We start from the raw sequence: 20,698 nt of genomic DNA, 5'->3' as shown, positions 1-20,698 counted from the left end.
GTCGTGGCTTTGTCGGGTTTTTGTCGGGTTCATTTTTATTAAAAAAACAAAATGAAATTGAACCTTTGTCAAAAAAATAACAATGACAAAATCTGCACAGCTTATCCTTCCTTTTTTTATTCTGTTGATGAGTATCGTTCATGCACAGACAGAAAAAACAGATCCTCTTTATAAAACAATTATATCGAAAGACAGCTTGTTTTTTTCAGCTGGCTACAATACCTGTAACATCGGGAAGATGGAAAGCATGTTAAGTGACGAGTTTGAGTTTTATCACGATAAAGGCGGCTTTGAGGACAAAAAGAAATTTATTATTGATTTTAAAAACGGATTGTGCAAGTCTCCGGAAACCTACCAATTAAAAAGAGTATTAGTTGATAAAAGTACTGAGATTTATCCCATGTATAAAGATGGAAAAATATATGCTGCCATTCAGAACGGAGATCATCTGTTTTATGAGAAGGTAGGAGATCAAGCTGAAAAATTAGTCGGGGAAGCAAAGTTTACTCATCTGTGGATCCTGGAAAATGCTGAGTGGAAACTTAAGAATTCATTGAGTTTTGATCACCATCCGAAGCAGACTACTGATAGTGAAACAATGTTTGATAACGATCAGTCGATGCAAAGCTGGCTGAAAGAAAATAATATTCCAACGATGGGATTAGGAATTATCGAAGGAGGAAAACTGCAACAGATAAAAGTTTTTGGAAATACTAAAACAGGAATTTCATCTCCTCTTAATGCCTGTTTTAATGTAGCCTCTCTTACCAAACCTGTCACGGCAATGGTCGCATTAAGGCTTATAAGCTTAGGGAAATGGAAGTTGGATGAACCTTTGGATATATACTGGACTGATCCGGATATCATCAACGATCCGAGACATCAGAAACTGACAACCAGAATGATCCTGAGCCACCAGACCGGCTTTCCCAACTGGAGATGGATGAACACTGACAAAAAACTGAATTTTCAGTTTGATCCCGGTACAAAATACCAATACTCAGGAGAAGGTTTTGAATACCTTCGGAAAGCGCTGGAAAAAAAGTTTGGAAAATCACTGGACCAGCTTGCGAAAGAACTTATTTTTCAGCCTCTCAAAATGCATAACACAAACTATATCTGGGATCAGAATACAGATGAATCAAGATTTGTAACAGGATACAATGAAAAGGGAAATGCTTATCCTATAGAAAAAATTAAAACAGCCAATGCTGCCGATGATATGCATACCACGATAGAAGATTACGGAAATTTTATGATCAGCGTTATGAAAGGAAAAAATCTGAAGCCGGAAGTCTTTCAGGAAATGATCAAAAAACAGGTAAAAGTAAAAGAAGGTAAATATTTCGGGTTAGGTTTTGAAATCTATGATTTTGGGAATGGTGAATATGCTTTATCTCATGGAGGTGCCGATCAGGGAACAAGGTGTATTGCCATTGTACTGCCCAATTCAGGAAAGGGGATTGTGATATTTACCAATGTAGATGATGGCTATAAAGTCTATGAAAAACTGGTAGTTCACTATCTGGGAGAGCAGGGAAAGAAAATAGTTGACATTGAACAGAAATAAAGTAAATCCTCTGGATTTTAGGACTTCAAATAGATTTAAAGTCTGATAACACTTATTTTTTTAACCATTTGAGCAAAAAGAATAAAATAAATATGGCTACAACACTAATAATTAGATTACCTATTGTATGGTCAAATCTTAATCCACGTTTATATTCAACATTGAAGGAATAGATTATTTTAATCAGGATTAAAATAATAACAATACTTGTAAAAATTTTTGCACCTAAGGATTTCATTTTTGCCTGTTTTAAAATATTGTAATAAAAGGATAAGGGTAAAAAGTTTAAAAAATTCCATTGTAGAGCTGCAAAACAAAGAATACATTGTACTCAACTGAATTAACTCAAATTCAATGGCAATTTATTAAAAAAAACTTACGTTTAAAAGAAAAATCCCTGTTGTCAAAGTAAATGAGAGCAGGGATTTGTTTTATATTGATTTTTAAAATCTATTTTACTTTTTCCAGGAGATACAGCTTAGCTCCGGAAAACCCCAGCTTAGGCATCAGGTTTCCTTCCAGAATCATCGTCTTATTATTAGCATCGATGACAGAAATATAATTGTTGGAATTGTATTCTATATAATTTTCCTTTTCTTTCGTTGAAGGATTTTTTCCGAACTCCATAGAATACTTTACCCAGTCTTCATCTTGTGAACTGCAGTGTACAGGTTTGAATTTAGACTTTTTAGCCTTGAAAACAATCTGGTCAAAACCTTCCGTACATTCTGAGGTGAATGAGCCGTCAGGATTCTGATCTTTTGAAAAATCCTCGAAAGAACCACGGTAAACACCTACCACTTTCCAGGTTCCGTCTATACGGTCTTCATCAATTTTCCCTTTCGCTTTGCTTACCGCCCAGCTGATTCCGTTTACGGTTCCTTTTACAGCTTTATAACTTAAGCTTACAGCGCCTGAAACTACTTTTGTAGCCGTTCTTACCACACATGAATTGAGAACAAGGACAGCCGAAGCCAGCAATACTATTTTCTTCATTTTGTCAAATTTTTTCAGATACGAAGATACTGTTTTTGGAAAAACTGTTGAATGATGAATTCTGTTTTGCCTATTTTGATAATCATTTCATGCATCTTTATGTATTCTGCTGTCTGGTTTACCGTGCGAAAATCAGTATTCACCGTTCAATATGGCCTGTTCAAAGTATTTACACTTATTTCTATCTCTGTTTTGCAATAATTTTACCATTACAAAACATCACTATTATGAATACTACATTGAACTTCAGTAAAAAAGTACAGGCCATTTTATCCTTACTTATTTTTATAGGAATGGGATTATGGTCTCTGAAAGCACAGACTTATACCGCTGGCGAAAAAGACATTGAAAATACAGCTGTCAGAGCAGCTTTCCAACATACAAAGAAAATAAGAGCCGGATTGCTGGATGTAGGATATGCGGAAGTAGGACCTGAAAATGGAAAGCCCGTTATCCTTCTTCATGGATGGCCCTATGATATCCACAGTTTTGAACAATCTTCAGCTATACTTGCCGGAAAGGGCTACCGTGTTTTAGTTCCTTATTTAAGAGGCTATGGTACAACTACCTTTGTATCTCCCAATACAAAACGCAATGGTCAGCAGAGTGCTGTTGCACTAGATATTATTGCTTTTATGGATGCCCTGAAAATTGATAAAGCGATCATTGGCGGCTTTGACTGGGGAGCCAGAACTGCCGATATTATGGCTGCATTGTGGCCGGAACGTTGCACTGGCCTGGTTGCCGTAAGCGGATATTTAATAGGAAGCCCAAAGGCAAACGAAAAACCTCTCCCTCCAAATGCCGAGTTTTTATGGTGGTATCAGTATTACTTTTCAACTGAAAGAGGGTATAAGGGATACAAAGCCAATACTGTGGCATTTAATAAACTGATCTGGAAAACAGCTTCGCCAAAATGGGCTTTCGATGATCAGACCTACGAACGCTCTGCCGGAGCATTTGATAACCCTGACCATGTTGATATCGTAATCCACAATTACCGCTGGCGTCTGGGATTGGCGAAAGGAGAAAAACAATATGATGCGCTTGAAGCTAAACTGGCAAAATCTCCGTCCATTACGGTCCCAACAGTTACCCTGGAAGGTGATGCCAACGGAGCTGCGTTTCCTGCACCGGAAAGTTATGCCTCCAGATATACCGGAAAATATGCCCATCATACCCTGACAGGCGGAATTGGACACAATTTACCACAGGAAGCTCCCAAAGCATTTGCAGATGCCATTATAGAGGTAGATTCTATGTCGCAATCTAAATAACATCTGTCGGATTAAATAGTATAATGTTGGAAAGAAAGAATTAAAGGATTTTGATATTCAATTTATACCCTGAACAAAACAAAACCACTACTCAATAGCAGTGGTTTTTTATTTTTATCTAACTGTTCATTAGCCTTTAAAACCTTCTTCAAGCTTCAGTTTATTCACCAAAGGATTGGCATACATCGCCAGGAAATACTCCTTAGACACCGGATCAGACGGGTCTATACGCATCTCAAGTCTTCGGATAAACAGCTGTTTCTCCTGTTCGGTATATTGTGAAGCATACGTATCTGTATTGTGAATCAGATCGTAGGCTATATATTTTGTCGGCCAAAGCTTATAATTTTTAATGATTGAATGGTCAATCACCTGTGCAATAGCCTGCAACTGTTTGTTTTTATTCTCAATAGTAGCGGCAATTTCATCCAGTTCGGTATCAATAACATCCCCGGCATGCAGATGAATTCGTTTCTTTTGCCCTAATATTCCGCTGAGCATGGTGGTAAAATCTTCATTTTTACCTTTGATGTATTCCTCATCCCTGTGTTGTGCCAGTAGCTGAGGCATTTTTAAAGAATCTGTAGGGTCATATTCATAAGAAATGGATATAGGAACAATCTTTAAGGTTTTAAAATACTCTATCAGTGACTGATCTCCGGATGCCATGGCAAGCATTTTTAAAACACCCTGTTGAGTGGCATCATTACCGTTTTTGGTACGGCCTTCACGCTGGGCGATCCATACAGAACGGTTTTCATGATGCAATTGATGATCAATATACTCAGACATGGTTTGTGAACTTTTAAGCTGGTCGCGAAGAGACAAACCTCTTTGAACTAAAAAGTTGCGGTTCAGCTTTGCCAGTACATTCAAAAAGTTTCTTTTCACAAGATTATCACCAATGGCAGAAGCTGTCATAATATGGCCGCTTTCCAGAAGAGCCAGATTAAGCAGTGAAGTATCCAATACAATATCTCTGTGATTTGAAATGTAAAGGTAGGGCGTATTTTTATCCAGCTTATCGAAGCCCGAGGTCGTTAAACCTTCAGAACTTTTCGCAAGGATCTGACGAACGGTATGTGCTACAAAATGATGCTGAAAATCACTTATAGAGTGGATCTCTTTAAACTGTTCCAGCCAGACCTGCTCATCCACACCGGGAAAAGTAAAGTTCATCAGTGCTTTCATCATGGGATCACGGGCTACACTCTGCAATCTTTCATTCACTTCATGATCATGAAAATACCGTATTTCATCAAACTTCGACATGCAATTATTTAAAAATTAAAACTTTTTGCAAAAGAACGAAAATTTATCTGGGGAATGGGTATAATGGATGTTAAAGTATTATGAAGGGCGTAGGAGTTAGTTGAACCGTGTATAACAAACGATCTACATACGCGTTCACCTTATCATTCCGTAGGAATCTAAACTGCTTATTTTCTCATCACTTATTATCCAAACCATTGTCTGGATTCCTACGGAATGACAAACTTCGTGGATAGTCTAAGCGGGTGGTTTGTATTAAGTCAGGAGCAAATAAGTAGCTATGCACACATACATACATACATACATACATACATACATACACAAAAAAAATATGCGCCCACCTTGTCATTCCGCAGGAATCTAAACTCTTATTCTATCATAATTTATTATCCAAATCTCTGTCTGGATTCCTACGGAAAGACAAACTGTGTGGATAGTCTAAGCGGATAGTTTGTACTTCATTATACGACAAACAATTTTGTCATTTGATATGAAATACTACTCATATCAAAGCCAGTTTTCAAACAAGTAATTCAAAAATTCTAAATTAGGATTTGTCTTCCTTATAAGCTCAAGCTTCTTAATTCTTGACCAGTTTTTAATTTCCTTTTCTCTTTCAATGGCATGATAAATCCAATCATATTTCTCGTAATAAATTAGAAACTCAAGATTATATCTTGCTGTGAAGCTACTTGGATTTAGTCTGGTTTTGTGTTGAAACAATCTTATGTGGAGGTTTCCTGTAACGCCAGTATAAAGTACTTTTCTATTTTTATTGGTAAGAATATAGATATAGTAGGTATATCTTCCTGTTGAAAACTCAATCATTTGTGTATTTGTTTTATAAAAGTTACAAAAAATATTTTTCAACTGGATTTTCAATTGGATTTAATCAAAGTATTGAAAGAAGAATGATAGCTTCTTTCTCAATTGAGTATGAGTTTTTATTTGTAAGAAAAGGTGAAAGGTATACTACGAACCAAACAAGGTAATGAGACACAATCTTTGTCATTCCGCAGGAATCTAAACTCCTATTTTCTCATCACTTATTATCCAAACCATTATCTGGATTCCTACGGAATGACAAACTTCGTGGATAGTCTAAGCGGATAGTTTGTATTAAGTCTGGAGCAAATAAGTGGCTATGCACACATACATACACAAAAAAATATGCATTCACCTTGTCATTCTGCAGGAATCTAAACTCTTATTCTATCATAATTTATTATCCAAATCTCTGTCCGGATTCCTACGAAATGACAAATGGTATGAATCTTCTACAGATCTAGTTTTAAATTTTCAGGAGCTTCTATAACCGCAATAATAAAATCTTTCATAAATTTTTTAAACTTGCCATTTCTTACATCAATCCAGAATGAAGCATCATGTTCTATATTAGCATATTGTAAGAAAAACAGAGGCCACCAATGTGATGTTCTGAACTTTATTCCTAAATAATTTCTAAGATCAATCAGATATACTTTATCGTGGTGTGAATCCTTATATTGAGGTGTTTTTACCAAACCATAAATAACTCCACCTTCTTCATAATTGAATTTGATGAATAAGTTTTTAAAGACAGGAATTTCAAAATGATGAAACTGTTCATTATATGTGATACGCATTTTTAATTCTTTGGTTAACTCATCTGTCAGTTGAAGCATCTGCTGGTCAACAAGATTTTTCATTTCCTGTTTAATCGAATTTAAAGTGTTGGATACTTTAAAAGCGGTTTCTATATTTTCTTCAGTTTCTGTGATAAAATGATTCAATGAACCCATATCTAAGTTTTCTTTTCCCATATAATTTTCAATAAGTTGACTTTCAAAATCTACCAAAAAAGAACGCACTCTTTCATTTTCTGTATTTTTTATAAATTCTTTTAATATTGGTATAATATGTTCTTCGTAGTTGATCAAATAAAGCTTTCCTGTTTCTATTAGTTTTTCGATTTCTTTTCCGCCGCTGTATTCTGTTAATTCCTTTGATTTCGGGGTTAAATAGAGAAGCTGATAATGGTTATTACTGATATACTGTAAATATTTCAAATAATCTTCAACCTGATTTTCCTGATCTTTTGTCCAAGGGTAAATTTTATTTTCAATTCCCAGAATACTTGACTGATCTTGATTCTTCAGAACAATGTCGACCCGTCGGTTTTCAAAGGTTGAATCCTCTAAAATAACCTGAACTTTTTCCGGAGTATCATAAGGGAAATACAATCCTAATTCTTCTTTGAAAAGCTTCAAATAAATATCACCCTGACCATGGTTTTCATTTGGATTTAGAAAAAACGCTAATATTTCAGAGACTTTATTTTCGTTCCAGTGGAGGAACTTCATCGCATTAAATTTAGAGGCCAGCTTTTTAGAATGTCTTTTTTCATATTCAATTTCAAACCTGGAGTGGGCCTGGATCTCTCTGAAAAAAGAAATATAATCGTTCATGATGTATTAGTTAATCTTGTTTTTAAAACTTTTTTAGCAATGATAATAAAAATCTCCAGCTTCTGCTTAGGGGAAAGCGTAAATTTTCTTTAAAAATACCATAAATAGTACTCAGAAATACCTGGAGCCCCTTCCGAAGTCCCTCTAACCCCTTACCCAAGCCTCTGGAGGGACTTATATAAGGGGATAGAGACCGTTACTTAAGAGGGTAGAGACCGTTGCTATACTACCTGGAGGGTGTTAGTAAAGGGGGTAAGAGGAGTAAAGTACCATTGTAAGAATCATGAGCACTATCCATCCGGCTTCATCAGTGGCACAGCCACCATTCCTTTGCTCCCTCAAATCATGTATTTCTATCAATGAAGCCTTTGCGTTAAAAAAATCACTATAAATCTGCAGATATAATGACTTATTCTTTTGTTTTAAACGCAAAGACGCAAAGTTTTTAATATTGATATATTTTTTTAAGGCGCAAGAAAATCAAAGATTTTCAGCAAGTGAGTATATCGGGATATAAAAATTTTATCTGAGATAGAATCCTTGAGCCTTAAAAAGCATCCCCATGATAAGACCTTGCGCCTTTGCGATTTCCAACCCAAAGCAAGCAGACGGGTAACCACAAAAAGTTACTATAAACCTGCGGATAAAATGACTTATTCTTTTGTTTTAAACGCAAAGACGCGAAGTTTTTAATATTTATATGTTGTTTAAGGCGCAAGAAAATCGAAGATTTTCAGCAATAAACAAGGAACAGAAATTTTATCGGAGATAAAATCCTTGCGCCTTAGAAAGCATCCCTATGATAAGACCTTGCGCCTTTGCGATTTCCAACCCAATCAAGCAGACGGGTAACCACAAAAAATCACTATAAACCTGCAGATAAAATGATTTATTCTTTTGTTTTAAACGCAAAGACGCAAAGTTTTTAATATTGATATGTTGTTTAAGGCGCAAGAAAATCAAAGATTTTCAGCAAGTGAGTATATCGGGATATAGAAATTTTATCGGAGATAAAATCTTTGCGCCTTAGAAAGCATCCCTATGATAAGACCTTGCGTTTTTGCGATTTTCCTACCAAAATCAAACAGACTGGTAACCACAAAAAATCACTATAAACCTGCAGATAAAATGATTTATTCTTTTGTTTTAAACGCAAAGACGCAAAGTTTTTAATATTGATATGTTTTTTTAAGGCGCAAGAAAATCAAAGATTTTCAGCAAGTGAGTATATCGGGATATAAAAATTTTATCGGCGATAAAATCCTTGCGCCTTAAAAAGCGTCCCCATGATAAGACCTTGCGCCTTTGCGATTTCCAACCCAACCAAGCAGACGTGTAAGCACAAAAAAAGCACGTTTTCACGTGCTCTCAGAAAAAGTGTTTATTCTTACTGATTGTTGTTTGAAGTAGGTGGAGGTGTTTCAGTAGGTACTGAAGTTTGTCCAGCCACAAAAAACTGCTTCATTCCTTCGTAGATCACATTGGTACCGGGTACATTTTCTTCAGAAAGGTATCTGATGCTTCGATAGAAGCTGATGGCGTTATGATAATTATCGTGGTCCAGTAATACCTTGGTATCGGAAAGTTGTTCGATCACAGAATCTAATAGTTGCAGTCTTTGCTCTATCTGCTCTCTGGCTGTGTAATCTCTGTCGAATTCTGCCTTATCAAGGAAGTTTGGAACATGTTGAACATTTTGTTCCATATAGGTTTTGGCTTTATTCACAAAGAGTTTGTTCTGCTCTGCAATTCTTCCGTATTGCTGTCTCTGATCCGGAGTAAGGTTGATGGTTTTCCCTGTAAGGACAGTCTGAATGTCCTGAATTGCTTTGTCAATGGTTTTTAAATCGCTTTCTGAAAAGCTTACACTGATTAAATTGTCTAGTGCCATATGCTTGTGTTTTTGGTTGTTGTTGTGATCAAATATAGTAAGCGTAAAGCATAGAAAAATAGGGCGTTGTAAGATTTTAAGGGAGCATTCATCAGAAAATGCAAACGGGATAATGAGGTTTGTTTTTTCTGATTTTTTGAAGAAAAAAACAGTGTGTAAAGAAAGAAATAACGAAATAGGAGAGGAGTCCATTTTAACGATTCAGGGAAATGCTGGGCATCAAGCAGGAAGCACTGGCTTTTGACCTTGGGACTACTGGAACCAGAAGAAAGTTTCTCTGCTGGAACAGAAAGAAATTATTGAAGATCCTTTACTGAAAGAATTTCTGAAGTATTGAAAATTCTGGTGGAAGCGTTTCAGAATTTTAACGATGAACAAGCAATCAATATCATTTCAAATACTTTCCACGACTTTAAAGATAGCTCTGTTGCTTCTGCAATGAATTATAACTGTACATTTAATCCAATAGATAAAATTGTAGAGTTGTATGATGAAAAGATTGAGCTTTATGAAAGGATGCTGAAGGAGAAAGATGAGATGATGGTGAGACTGGAGAGGTTGATTGAAAAGGGATAAACTTGCAATATTATAAGTGAAAAGCTCAACAGAATGTTGAGCTTTTCATATTTAAATTTATACTGTTATCTGATCTTACTTAAAGCTTTCCTCCTATTCCTTTGAATTTTTCGACAAAGGCACTAATTTTTTGAAAAACACTTTGTTTCTTGCTTAAATACTGTGGATTTAACGGGCTCATTTTAGGTAAGATAGCGTTCAGTTCTGTTCCGTTTTCACTGGCAAATTCACGTTTTAGTGATGTAGCTATATATCTCTTTGTCGCCTCCTCATTTAAATTCTCTTCTGTTATCAGCTCAAAAGCTTCAGCTCTTTGTTTCTCACCTGCATAAGTATAAAATGCGTCTAAAATATTTGGTTTTTCTTGTATTTTATCAAGATCTGTTTCATTAATAAAGTCGACTACAAGACTCTCTTTTGCTCTTTGTCCAATACTGGCACGAATTACTCTACGAATTTCATCAATTAAAGCAGTTTTATCTTTTGTCTTTTTGTTATGTTCAAAAATTAACTCTAGAATGTAATCCAGGTTTATTTCCTGAGATTTTAATAAGTCTATTTCAAAAACAACATCATCCCAATCAATTTTAGATGCTTCGGCTTCATTTCCATTTTTCTCTCGTCTTAACCAATCGCGTATGTCATTATACGTTGAGCGATAATCCTGAGCGGTTCTTTCTGGTAATAGAGCGATTTCCTGCATTGCTGAAATATCTTCGTCTGTCACAAAATAAGTTTCTTTGAATGCTTTGATTGCCTCAGGATTATTTAGATCTATAATCTGTAATGCTTTAAGGTGAGTAAATTCATCGTAATTTTGCAAAATATTTTCTACACGTAGATATTCACCAAAAAGTTTCGTAAATTCTTTTTTGTCTTTTTCTGTAATGATTTCATCAGGATTGGGAAACCTTTCATTCAATTCATTTACAACATCGATATAACCTCTGCGGGCTTCACCAGTAGCAACATCTGTAAAACCTTCCAAATATTCTTTATAGCTCTTTTCAAGCACCACGTTTTTGGTATTGTTATCTCCAAATAAAGTGATGGCATCAATGGTTGCCTGTTCTAAATCTCTAAATGTAACAATGTTACCAAAGGTTTTTGTAGCATCATAAATACGATTGGTTCGCGAAAATGCCTGCATTAGCCCATGATAGTGCAGATTTTTGTCTACAAAAAGCGTATTCAGTGTAGGGGCATCAAATCCAGTAAGAAACATGCCGACTACAATGATAAGGTCTAATTCTTTGCTCTTTACTCTTTTTGCAAGGTCGCGGTAGTAGTTTTGAAATTCTTTACTTTCAACTCCAAAACTGGTTTTGAACATAGCGTTATACTCATTGATTGCTTTGGATAAGAATTCTTTTGCACTAATATCCATTGCTGATGGTTCAAAAGTTTCATCAGGAATTTCACCAATGGCGTTTTGTTCTTCATTGGCTGCAAAAGAAAAAATGGTTGCTATTTTCAACGGCTTTTCACTTTCTTTTTGCAGGTGATTCAGTTCTTCATAATAACATTTGGCAGCATCTACACTGCTTACGGCAAACATGGCATTAAATCCTTTGTTGCTACCCTGATTTCTATGGGTTTTAATTCTGAAATTTTGCAGAATGTATTGCGAGATTTCTTTAATACGGGCTGGATGAAGTAATGCTTTTGTGTTTTCTGCAGCGCTCAGTTTTTTTTCATCCTGCTCTTGCTCTATTTTCTTAAATTGTGGACGTACATTGTTGTAATCTACTTTGAACTTCAATACCTTTTCATCTCTAATTGCATCGGTTATCACATAGGAATGCAATTCGCGACCAAATACACTTGCTGTAGTTTCAGCGCCTAAAGCGTTTTTAGGAAAGATTGGTGTACCGGTAAACCCAAACTGATAGAATTTTTTAAATTTTTTCTTTAGGTTTTTCTGAGCTTCACCAAATTGAGAACGGTGCGCCTCATCGAAGATGAATACTACTTGTTTTTGATAAATGGCTAAATCACCTTCACTTTTCATGAGGTTGTTTAGCTTCTGTATGGTGGTAACAATAATTTTGTTATCTTCTTTTCCTATGTTTCTTTTTAAACCGGCAGTACTATCGGAACCGTTTACGCTATCGGGCGAAAAACGCTGATATTCTTTCATGGTCTGAAAGTCCAAATCTTTACGATCCACAACAAAGAATACTTTGTCTATAAAGTCAAGCTGTGTTGCCAGTCTTGCCGCTTTAAAACTGGTCAGGGTTTTTCCTGAGCCTGTGGTATGCCATATAAATCCGCCACCTTCTGCAGAAGACCATTTTTTTGTTTCATAAGAACTTTTTATTTTCCACAACATTCTTTCTGTTGCTGCTATCTGATACGGACGCATGATGAGTAATGTATCGCTAGTATCAAAAACAGAATAGGTGAGTAATACATTTAGCAATGTATGTTTCTGAAAAAAAGTGGCTGTAAAATCTTTCAGGTCTTTAATCAAAGAGTTATCCGCTCTTGCCCAGTTCATGGTAAAGTCGAAACTATTTTTATCCCGCTTTACAGTGTTGGCAAAATAACGACTGTCGGTACCGTTTGAGATAACAAATATCTGTAAATATTTAAAAAGTGAGTTTTCGCTGTTGAAGCTTTCTTTACTGTAACGATGTACCTGATTAAATGCTTCACGGATAGCAACTCCACGTTTTTTTATTTCTACATGTACTAAAGGTAAACCATTCACCAAGATGGTTACATCATATCGATTGGCATGCGTTCCTTTTTGTTCGAATTGTGAAATTACCTGCACTTTATTGCGGACAACGTTCTCTTTATCTACTAAATAAATGTTTTGGATGTGACCATCGTCAAATACAAAATCGTAAATATAGTTTTCATGAAGCTTTCTTGTTTTATCAACGATGCTGTCTCCGGGTTTATCCAAATATTCTTCTACAAAACGAATCCATTCCGCATCTGTAAACTCCATATTATTCAGTGCCTGCAGTTGTTGCCTTACATTAGCCAACATAGCTTGCTGTGTAGTAAGGTGAGATGGTTTTTCGTAACCCTGAGCGACCAAGTCCCGGATAAATTCCTGTTCAAGGGCAACTTCCGTCTGATAGACCGCAGGTGGTTCGTTCAATGTTGAATATTTGTCGTATTTATCGAGAACGATGAAATTGTTGGTTTCGGTTATGGTGTTATACTGTGCCATTTTCTTCTATAACATTTGGGTTAATAGTTGATTTGAATCCATATCTTCTTTTCACTTCTTCTACCAGAAAGCTCAATACCCGCTTATCATTTTCTTCAATAATTGATATTTCTTCACCATGATGTTTAGAATGACTGGAGAGATTTATTATTCGTTTGTAATATGCTTCACGTGATTCTTGGGGTAAAAGGTCTTCCCATTTATTGTGTCCCAAAAAGGTAGAGGTTTTTTCTAATATATTACGAAGAAAATTGAAATGAAACTTTTTTATATCATTTGGCGATTGTATAGCTTTTTCTAATTCAGATAAAAGAAATAAATGATACGAGAATGGAGAGTCGCTTACTAGCTCATTTATTGAAAAAGTTCCATCATCCAGTTTTTCTAAACGCCATTTTATTGTGTTCTTTACTCCGTTAAATTCATTAAATAACACATTGTAGAATAATGGATTATGAGTAGTGATAATGAATTTTAATCCTGAATTACTATACTTAATCAACTCAGCTATATTTACAGCCAACTCGATTAAGTGGGTATCATCGAGTGAACTTACCGGATCATCAATAAATACATAATCCAAATTATTAAATAGCCCACCTAAGTTTTTGAGTTTTTCTTGTGCTGTGTTCAATTCAATATTAGCCACTTCCGCTTCATTTCTTAATACGTCTGCTTTGTTAGCGTCCTCTTTGTTTCTGCTTTTTTTAGCTAGATTTTCTGCTTTTTTTGTGTCTTTGCTTTTTGATTCGGCTATTACGGTCAATGATTTTATTTCTTCTTGTGCCTCTCCTAATGGGATTAATGCCTCTATAGCTTCCTTTAGTAAACTATAAAACACACTCCAAATAAAACAGCTCTCTTCGCCTTTGGAAATTTTCACAAATTCGGAGGGCTCATCATTTCCACGTTCAAATGAAAAGCTTACTTCAGAGTAAGGAGGAATCGTTACATCCTTATTGTCTTGATCTTTAATAGTGTATTCCTCATTAAAAGTGGGTGTTAATTTATCATTAGTATAACGCTGGAAATGAGCTGCTATATTAGGCTCTTGTCCTTGATCCTGAAGTATCCATTTTGTATACTCATTGGGCTGAATTTTCAATTTCATTAAATCATTATCCCAATAAAACAAATCTTCGGTAAATGCATTATAGTACATTATCTTGATTTCTGTTTCCTCTTCTTCGGTTTCTGGATTTTTGGGAGCTATCAATTCTTTAAATTCACGTGACAAACGTGTTTTACCAGTACCATTAAAAGCATAAATTAATTGCACTTTTTTATTGGCATCTCTTAAAGATTGTGCTATTTGGAGTAATGACTGTGCCATATTATGCTTCTATATTATCTTTTGGAAAGGTTAATAACAGATCTCTGTAATATTCATACTGTTTTTGTCGTAATTCTATTTCTTTTGGTAAACCTTCACTTATTGAATTAGTTAGAATATCAAATTTGTCTAGAATAGAAACGATGTGTTCTTGTTCTTCAGGAGAAGGTATTGGAATTATTGTCTTTCCTAGCCCTTTTGCATTAATAGCAGAAATTTTACCAGAAGATATGTGCTTTTTAATCTGATCGTGGAATTGTTTGGTTCGTGTAAAATAAGCGACAAACTTTGGATTTAAAACGGTTTTATATGAAAAACAAGCATCATGAATAACCACACCTTCGTCACCTAACCAAGCTGTCCCTTTTCCAATATCTTCAATTGTTTCACCAGCCGCAACGATAACCACATCACCTTTTTGAGCTAATCGCAGATTTTTATTTTTAACGAGCTCTTCACTCACAAAAGATTTTGTTTTTTCCGTCCAAGTACCATAATGTGTGTACATTTCACCATAATGAATAGTAGGAACTCCTTGTGTAACCAAATCAGTTTTTACAAAACGTTTGCCTCTTTGAAACTCCCCAATACTTTCATCATCCATTTGCAGATGTTTCACTTCATTTTCATTAAAACAGAACAACTCTTCCCGATAATAATTATACTGTTGTTTACGAGCTGTAAGCTCTGTTGTAAGCTCTGTTGTAAGCTCTGTTATAAGTTCTGTAAACTTATCGAGAATATTAACTATTTTTCGTTGAATATCAAGTGATTTTTTTATATTTTTTGGGCAAGGAATAGGAATAAGTGTTTCTTTTGCAGAAGACCAATGCCTTTTATAATTATTCTCTCTCTTATAAAAATTCACCAACGCATAATAGATATATTTAGTATTATATGCTTTTGATTTAAGAATCTTCAAGCCATCAGCACCTTGTATAAAAGAAAAATCGATGTATTTTATATGCTCGGAATGATCACCAAAAATGACATACTCACCTGCTTCAACCGCAGCAATATCTTCATCTGTGTAACCAGCAATAAAAGTTATACCTTGGTCTATAATTGGGGTCTTTCCAGTATCACCATAGGTATTTTTATTTAGTTTTACAGGAGCTGTAATTGTCAAAACAACTTCATTTAATGTTTTCCATTTCACCTCCGCACCATCTAATAATTTTTCTAGATAACTCATCCTTCAATTTCGTTTATAATGGTAGCAATATCAGCACGAAGCTTATTGATTTTTTCTACAGTTTGGGCAACTTCCTTGTTCAATTCAACTATGTTGATCTTTTTTTTATTGTCTTTAGCTTCTACATACCGGCTTACCGATAGATTATAATCGTTTTCTGCAATTTGAGAATTATCGATAGATGCTGCTATATGGGCTTTATCTGTTTTGCTATCGAAGATTTCCATTATCTTTTCAATGTGTTTGTCTTCCAACACATTGTTATTGGTTACTTTTTTAAAGAAATCTTCACCCGTGGCATCTATAAACTGGGTTTTGGTATCAGTTTTATGTTTGGAAATCACCAAGATATTTACCGAAATAGAAGTACCATAAAACAAATTAGACGGTAAAGCGATAATGGTTTCTACAAAATTGTTATCTATCAAATATTTTCTAATCTTTTGTTCCGCGCCACCTCTGTAAAATATTCCAGGAAAACATACTATAGCTGCTCTTCCTTTGCTAGAAAGATAACTGAGTGCATGCAACACAAAGGCAAAATCGGCTTTGGACTTAGGAGCTAATACACCAGCAGGCGCAAAACGATCATCATTAATCAAGGTGGGGTCATCCGATCCTATCCAATTGACCGAATAAGGTGGATTAGATACTATGGCATCAAAAGGTTTTTCATCTCCAAACTGAGGATCAATCAAAGTATTACCCAATGCAATATCAAACTTATCGTAATTGATGTTATGCAAAAACATATTCATACGAGCCAGGTTGTATGTCGTATGGTTAATCTCCTGTCCAAAAAAACCTTCTTGAATAATATGATTATCAAAATGTTTTTTGGCTTGAAGCAACAAAGATCCCGAACCTGCTGCCGGATCATATATTTTATTAACCTCTGTTTGCTTATGCATCGCTAATTGTGCTATGAGTTTAGATACGTTTTGTGGAGTAAAGAATTCGCCACCGGATTTTCCGGCATTTGCAGCATAATTGTTTATCAAAAATTCATAAGCATCACCAAAAAGGTCAATTTGATTGTCTTCAAAACTTCCAAAATTCAATTCTTCTACACCCTTTAAAATAGCAGCTAAACGGCTGTTTTTGTTTTCTACTGTATTTCCGAGACGCGTACTTGTTGTATCAAAATCAGCAAAAAGTCCTTTAATGTCATTTTCAGAAGGATAGCCATTTGCAGAATTCTCGATATCATCAAAAATAGCTTTTAAGTCTGTATTGAGGTTTTTGTTTGTGTTGGCTTTTTCAGCAATGTTTACAAACAATTGACTAGGATATATAAAATAGCCTTTTGTTCTTACCGCATCAGCTTTAATTTCAGGTGTTATTACTTCATCTGGTAGCTTTGCATAATCAACACTCTCATCACCACCTTCCATATAATTTGCAAAGTGTTCACTAATATATCTATAAAAAAGTGTTCCTAATACAAAATGTTTAAAGTCCCATCCGTCTACAGAGCCACGTACTTCGTTGGCTATTTTCCATATTTTATTTTGTAATATATCTCTTTGAGCTGTACTTGTCATTTTTTGTTTTTTATATCTTATACCTTATACCTCCTCATTACATATAACATAACAGTCTTTAAGGCTATTAATAGCAATGTTTTTATAACCTATTTGCTGTAAAAAGAAGACAAATTTACTATAAAAATATTGTTATAATACCTTTATCTACGAAAATTAAACTTGTAATGATGACCTATTTATTTAAGATTATTTTAAAATTGCACAAATTCTACTTGGAAACTAATTTATAATAGATCTATAATTAAATATAACGCATGGCATGATTTAAAAAGCCTAAATAATTTAATATTTAGGCTCTTATCTTTAATTATATAAATAAAATTTAGTTATTCAATTTCCAATGACACCGTATCCATCTTCCTACACATCCACCTCCTCAATCTCCAAACCGGCAAATACACAAACACCACAGACAACACACCCGCCAACGTTCCCACCACCACAGCCATTGCAGTAGCATCCAGCTTATAATCCTTTGAGAAATTGTACTGTCCTATAAAGAGTAGGGAGAGTACCAATGAACCTGTAATTAAGCCATGTATAATGCTTAGTTTGGTCATTAACTTTTTAATATTCAACTGCTCGTCTACGGTAAACTCTATGGCTTCCTGGCTGGCGGCATCGGTTACTCTTTTGATGATGTCAATGGTAAGGACTACCGGAAGGAAAATAGCCATCGGGAGGGTAAGACGGGCCAGGTTTTGGGTTCCTGAGAAGAAATGCGTGTAGCCTAACTCTTTGAAGCTGGCATACGCAATGATGAAATTAAAAAATACATTCGGGAGGACATAGTAAATCGTACGCTTGATGAGAAAGCGTTTCAGGGTAGTTTTTTTGATGGGTTTTGGCTTTGGCGGCTTTATTTTAAATTTCATACAGAGGTGGTCAATAGCTCAATGGCTTTATCTTTTATCAGATGGGCTTCTTCTTTGGGAAGAAAATTTTCATTGGACATGAAGGTGAAGTCCATTTGCTGGTTGTACGTACTGGCAACTAAAGTATTTGAGTTCAGCCATGGGAAAGCCACGGTAGGACTGAACACGGTTTCCAGATTGAAATTGGTGTAATCATTCGGGATATTCACCTTTCCCATATTGGATAAGGTCACATCATGTCCGCCTTCGCTGGATTTCAGCATCCTGATCATACGGCTTACAACAGGGTGCATATGTTCTCCCATCCAAAGAAGTTCACGGGCTTCCAGCTTACTGATTTTCTCAATAAGGTCTTTTTTGATCTGCTTGGCATTGTCCATAACATTCCTGTTGTCTTTTTTGATGGAAAGCTCTACCGTTGGGGCAAAAGCAAACAAATGATCTTCCTTGATTTCCGGAATGAAATGGCGTACATCCACAGGACTGATCACCTTACCTTTGGCACGCTCTCCCTGAATATCACGGAAGGCCTGCATCACGGAAGAACACAGCAAAGCGTGGACGGAAATTCCGTTAGCTTTACATTTTTCAGTAATCAGTTTGGTATCTTCAGGAGTCATTTTCCAGTGGATGGCGTAGCTTTTTCCAAGGTTTCTCTTTTTACTTTTTCGCTGGATAGAAAAAAATATTCTGGCAAACAGCAGATAAAGACCGGCCTTGTATTTTTTGATTCCCGTATTAAAATCCGAAGGCAGAAAATCATCTACCGATTCAAAAGCAACATAAGGAATTAATGGAGAATAAGGATTGTCCAGCAAGCTCAGAAGTTCACGCATTAAGGTCACTCCGGTAGTTCCGTCTGAAATGCAGTGCGGCATGATCCAGAGGATTTCGGAATGGTCATGTCCCTTCACCCATACTACTTCGGCCAGAGGCTTTTTGGGTTGATCAAAAAGTTGGAACCATGCTTTTTCAGATTCTTTGAACCAATCATCGTCTGTCTTTCGCTCTACAATACGGAGTGGAATAGGTTCAATATCTTTCTGTCCCATAAAAAAAGGATAGCGTCCGATGGTATGATCAACGATAGCTCTCAGCATGGGATGTTTCTGCTGGATTTTGATTAAAGCTGTTTTAAAAGTCTCCTCAGAAATCTGTCCGTTGATTTTTGCGGTATACACACAGTTTAAAGGCGTTTCAGGATCTACATACATGATCCTTTCCACCATCATTAAAGGTCTCTTGATCATGATACTACGGTCTGTTTAATTTGTGAATAAATCGTCTGCATAACCTCATCGCGGATAGCCAATGCCTCTGTATACGGTAAATAACCTTCGCTTCCCATGAATGAAAAATCCATTTTTCCACGGTAGGTAGAAACCACCAGGGTAGTGGTATTTCCCAAAGGACCAATCACTGACGGACTGAAGATCGTCTCAACGGTAAATTCTTTATACTCATGAGGAATCTGAATACGTCCCAGATTGGAAAACATACAGTCGTTGGAGGATTTTCCGTTCTTCAACAGTTTTGTGAAACTATTCAGCGCATCATGCCCGGATTCCATGACCATCATCGTGATATAAGGATTCAGTTTTGAGGTCTTTTGTTCCACAGATTTCTGCATCGCGCGGAGGTTGTTCTCAAAGCTTAGTTTTTCATCAGCTGAAACCACAATCATCAGCCCGAAAGCGAAGATATGATCTTCTTTAATCTGACTGGCAAAACGTCTGATATCTACTGGACAGGAAACCTTATTGAAGGATTTTTCAGCCCTTACTTTTTTAAATGCCTGCAATACGGCTGCACTTAAAAAGGTATTCACGGTCACTTTCTGAGATTTGCAGTAAGAGATTAATTCCTTGCTTATCGTTTCATCCAGTTTCCAGTTGATCAGGTAGTCATTCTGTCTTTCTACCGCTTTTTTGCCTACAGGAATCCATTTGATGGCAGTAGCCGCCAGTCTTCCTATAAATTTTGCTTTCAGTTTTTGTCTGCGGCTGTTCAGAATGTGGGCAGGAACTACATCCTGTATTCCCAGAATCGGATTTTCTGTCCCGATTTCAGCAGCCGGATTATCCAGCACTTTCAGAAACTCATTCAGGAAAGACATGGCAGAACCTCCATCACATAAACAGTGGTGGAAGGCAAACAGCATATCGGAAACATCTTCCCCTTTGATCCAGATAAACCGGATCAGGGGCAGTTTTTCATAATTAAATGGAGTGTTCCATTCTCTTCTGGATTCTTCCTGCCATTGATCTTCACTCTGTCGGGTGATAATCCTTACAGGAATAGAAATGTGTTTTTCCGGAACATTGAACCACGGAATATTTTTTTCATCATGGCTGATCAATGCTCTCAGCCATGGATGTTTATGTTGAATTTGAGCCAGAGCCTGCTGGATATCTTTTAACGTAAAAGTACCTCTCAGTCTGAACGGGATGACCGCATTAAAAGGTTCTGTTCCGTCCCCCAATAATATGCGTTCACCAAATAATAATCTTCTTTTCATGTGTTGATTCATAG

At 35.9% G+C, this 20,698-nt stretch carries 14 protein-coding genes and 1 pseudogene; 3 read left to right on the top strand and 12 right to left on the bottom strand.

The window, feature by feature from the left end; all coding sequences use genetic code 11:
• The first annotated feature begins 82 nt into the window (after positions 1-82).
• The gene (locus tag CHRYMOREF3P_RS06775; RefSeq protein WP_077418529.1) at positions 83-1,570 is read left to right on the top strand and encodes a serine hydrolase; all 1,488 of its coding nucleotides are present in this window, start codon (positions 83-85) and stop codon (positions 1,568-1,570) included.
• Positions 1,571-2,020: 450 nt separating this feature from the next.
• Here the strand turns inward: CHRYMOREF3P_RS06775 and CHRYMOREF3P_RS06770 are convergent, their stop codons facing one another.
• Positions 2,021-2,566, bottom strand: coding sequence for a hypothetical protein (locus tag CHRYMOREF3P_RS06770; RefSeq protein WP_077418530.1), 546 nt, complete (start codon positions 2,564-2,566; stop codon positions 2,021-2,023).
• 227 nt (positions 2,567-2,793) lie between these two features.
• On the opposite strand from CHRYMOREF3P_RS06770, the gene CHRYMOREF3P_RS06765 reads away from it, so the two are divergent.
• A complete protein-coding gene (locus tag CHRYMOREF3P_RS06765; RefSeq protein WP_180564195.1) occupies positions 2,794-3,843 on the top strand; it encodes an alpha/beta fold hydrolase in 1,050 nt (349 codons plus the stop codon).
• 129 nt (positions 3,844-3,972) lie between these two features.
• On the opposite strand, the gene CHRYMOREF3P_RS06760 is transcribed toward CHRYMOREF3P_RS06765, so the two are convergent.
• The 4 genes from CHRYMOREF3P_RS06760 to CHRYMOREF3P_RS06745 form a co-directional block, all read right to left on the bottom strand.
• Complete coding sequence (locus tag CHRYMOREF3P_RS06760; protein WP_180564194.1) at positions 3,973-5,115, bottom strand: 1-acyl-sn-glycerol-3-phosphate acyltransferase; 1,143 nt, start codon at positions 5,113-5,115, stop codon at positions 3,973-3,975.
• Between the two features lie 507 nt (positions 5,116-5,622).
• Entirely contained in the window at positions 5,623-5,943 is a 321-nt protein-coding gene (locus CHRYMOREF3P_RS06755) for a GIY-YIG nuclease family protein (RefSeq protein WP_077418532.1), read from the bottom strand.
• A gap of 449 nt (positions 5,944-6,392) precedes the next feature.
• Positions 6,393-7,562, bottom strand: coding sequence for a PD-(D/E)XK nuclease family protein (locus CHRYMOREF3P_RS06750; RefSeq protein WP_180564193.1), 1,170 nt, complete (start codon positions 7,560-7,562; stop codon positions 6,393-6,395).
• Positions 7,563-8,949: 1,387 nt separating this feature from the next.
• Positions 8,950-9,453 (bottom strand): hypothetical protein, encoded by a 504-nt coding sequence (locus tag CHRYMOREF3P_RS06745; RefSeq protein WP_180564192.1) that lies wholly within the window; start codon positions 9,451-9,453, stop codon positions 8,950-8,952.
• A gap of 209 nt (positions 9,454-9,662) precedes the next feature.
• Here CHRYMOREF3P_RS06745 and CHRYMOREF3P_RS06740 point away from each other — a divergent pair.
• Positions 9,663-10,029, top strand: a pseudogene (locus CHRYMOREF3P_RS06740) (XRE family transcriptional regulator).
• Positions 10,030-10,108: 79 nt separating this feature from the next.
• On the opposite strand, the gene CHRYMOREF3P_RS06735 reads toward CHRYMOREF3P_RS06740, so the two are convergent.
• From CHRYMOREF3P_RS06735 to CHRYMOREF3P_RS06705, 7 genes are all read right to left on the bottom strand, one after another.
• The gene (locus CHRYMOREF3P_RS06735) at positions 10,109-13,216 is read right to left on the bottom strand and encodes a type I restriction endonuclease subunit R (RefSeq protein ID WP_180564191.1); all 3,108 of its coding nucleotides are present in this window, start codon (positions 13,214-13,216) and stop codon (positions 10,109-10,111) included.
• Positions 13,203-14,549 carry an AAA family ATPase gene (locus CHRYMOREF3P_RS06730; protein ID WP_198424132.1) on the bottom strand — a complete coding sequence of 449 codons (1,347 nt, stop codon included), beginning with the start codon at positions 14,547-14,549 and terminating at the stop codon, positions 13,203-13,205. Before CHRYMOREF3P_RS06730 ends, CHRYMOREF3P_RS06735 begins: the two co-directional genes overlap by 14 nt.
• A 1-nt stretch (position 14,550) precedes the next feature.
• The gene (locus tag CHRYMOREF3P_RS06725; RefSeq protein WP_180564190.1) at positions 14,551-15,744 is read right to left on the bottom strand and encodes a restriction endonuclease subunit S; all 1,194 of its coding nucleotides are present in this window, start codon (positions 15,742-15,744) and stop codon (positions 14,551-14,553) included.
• Positions 15,741-17,288 (bottom strand): type I restriction-modification system subunit M, encoded by a 1,548-nt coding sequence (locus CHRYMOREF3P_RS06720; protein WP_180564189.1) that lies wholly within the window; start codon positions 17,286-17,288, stop codon positions 15,741-15,743. Before CHRYMOREF3P_RS06720 ends, CHRYMOREF3P_RS06725 begins: the two co-directional genes overlap by 4 nt.
• A gap of 329 nt (positions 17,289-17,617) precedes the next feature.
• Positions 17,618-18,166 (bottom strand): hypothetical protein, encoded by a 549-nt coding sequence (locus tag CHRYMOREF3P_RS06715; RefSeq protein ID WP_180564188.1) that lies wholly within the window; start codon positions 18,164-18,166, stop codon positions 17,618-17,620.
• Positions 18,163-19,416: a phthiocerol/phthiodiolone dimycocerosyl transferase family protein gene (locus tag CHRYMOREF3P_RS06710; RefSeq protein ID WP_180564187.1), complete on the bottom strand. Its 1,254-nt coding sequence runs from the start codon at positions 19,414-19,416 to the stop codon at positions 18,163-18,165. Before CHRYMOREF3P_RS06710 ends, CHRYMOREF3P_RS06715 begins: the two co-directional genes overlap by 4 nt.
• A complete protein-coding gene (locus CHRYMOREF3P_RS06705) occupies positions 19,413-20,684 on the bottom strand; it encodes a condensation domain-containing protein (RefSeq protein WP_232538977.1) in 1,272 nt (423 codons plus the stop codon). The genes CHRYMOREF3P_RS06710 and CHRYMOREF3P_RS06705 overlap by 4 nt, the downstream gene beginning before the upstream one ends.
• Positions 20,685-20,698: the final 14 nt, after the last annotated feature.

It is taken from the genome of Chryseobacterium sp. JV274, assembly GCF_903969135.1.
In the GTDB taxonomy this organism is placed as follows: Bacteria; Bacteroidota; Bacteroidia; order Flavobacteriales; family Weeksellaceae; genus Chryseobacterium.
Note: the sequence above shows the minus strand (reverse complement) of the source record. Positions and strands in the feature narration are given on the sequence as shown.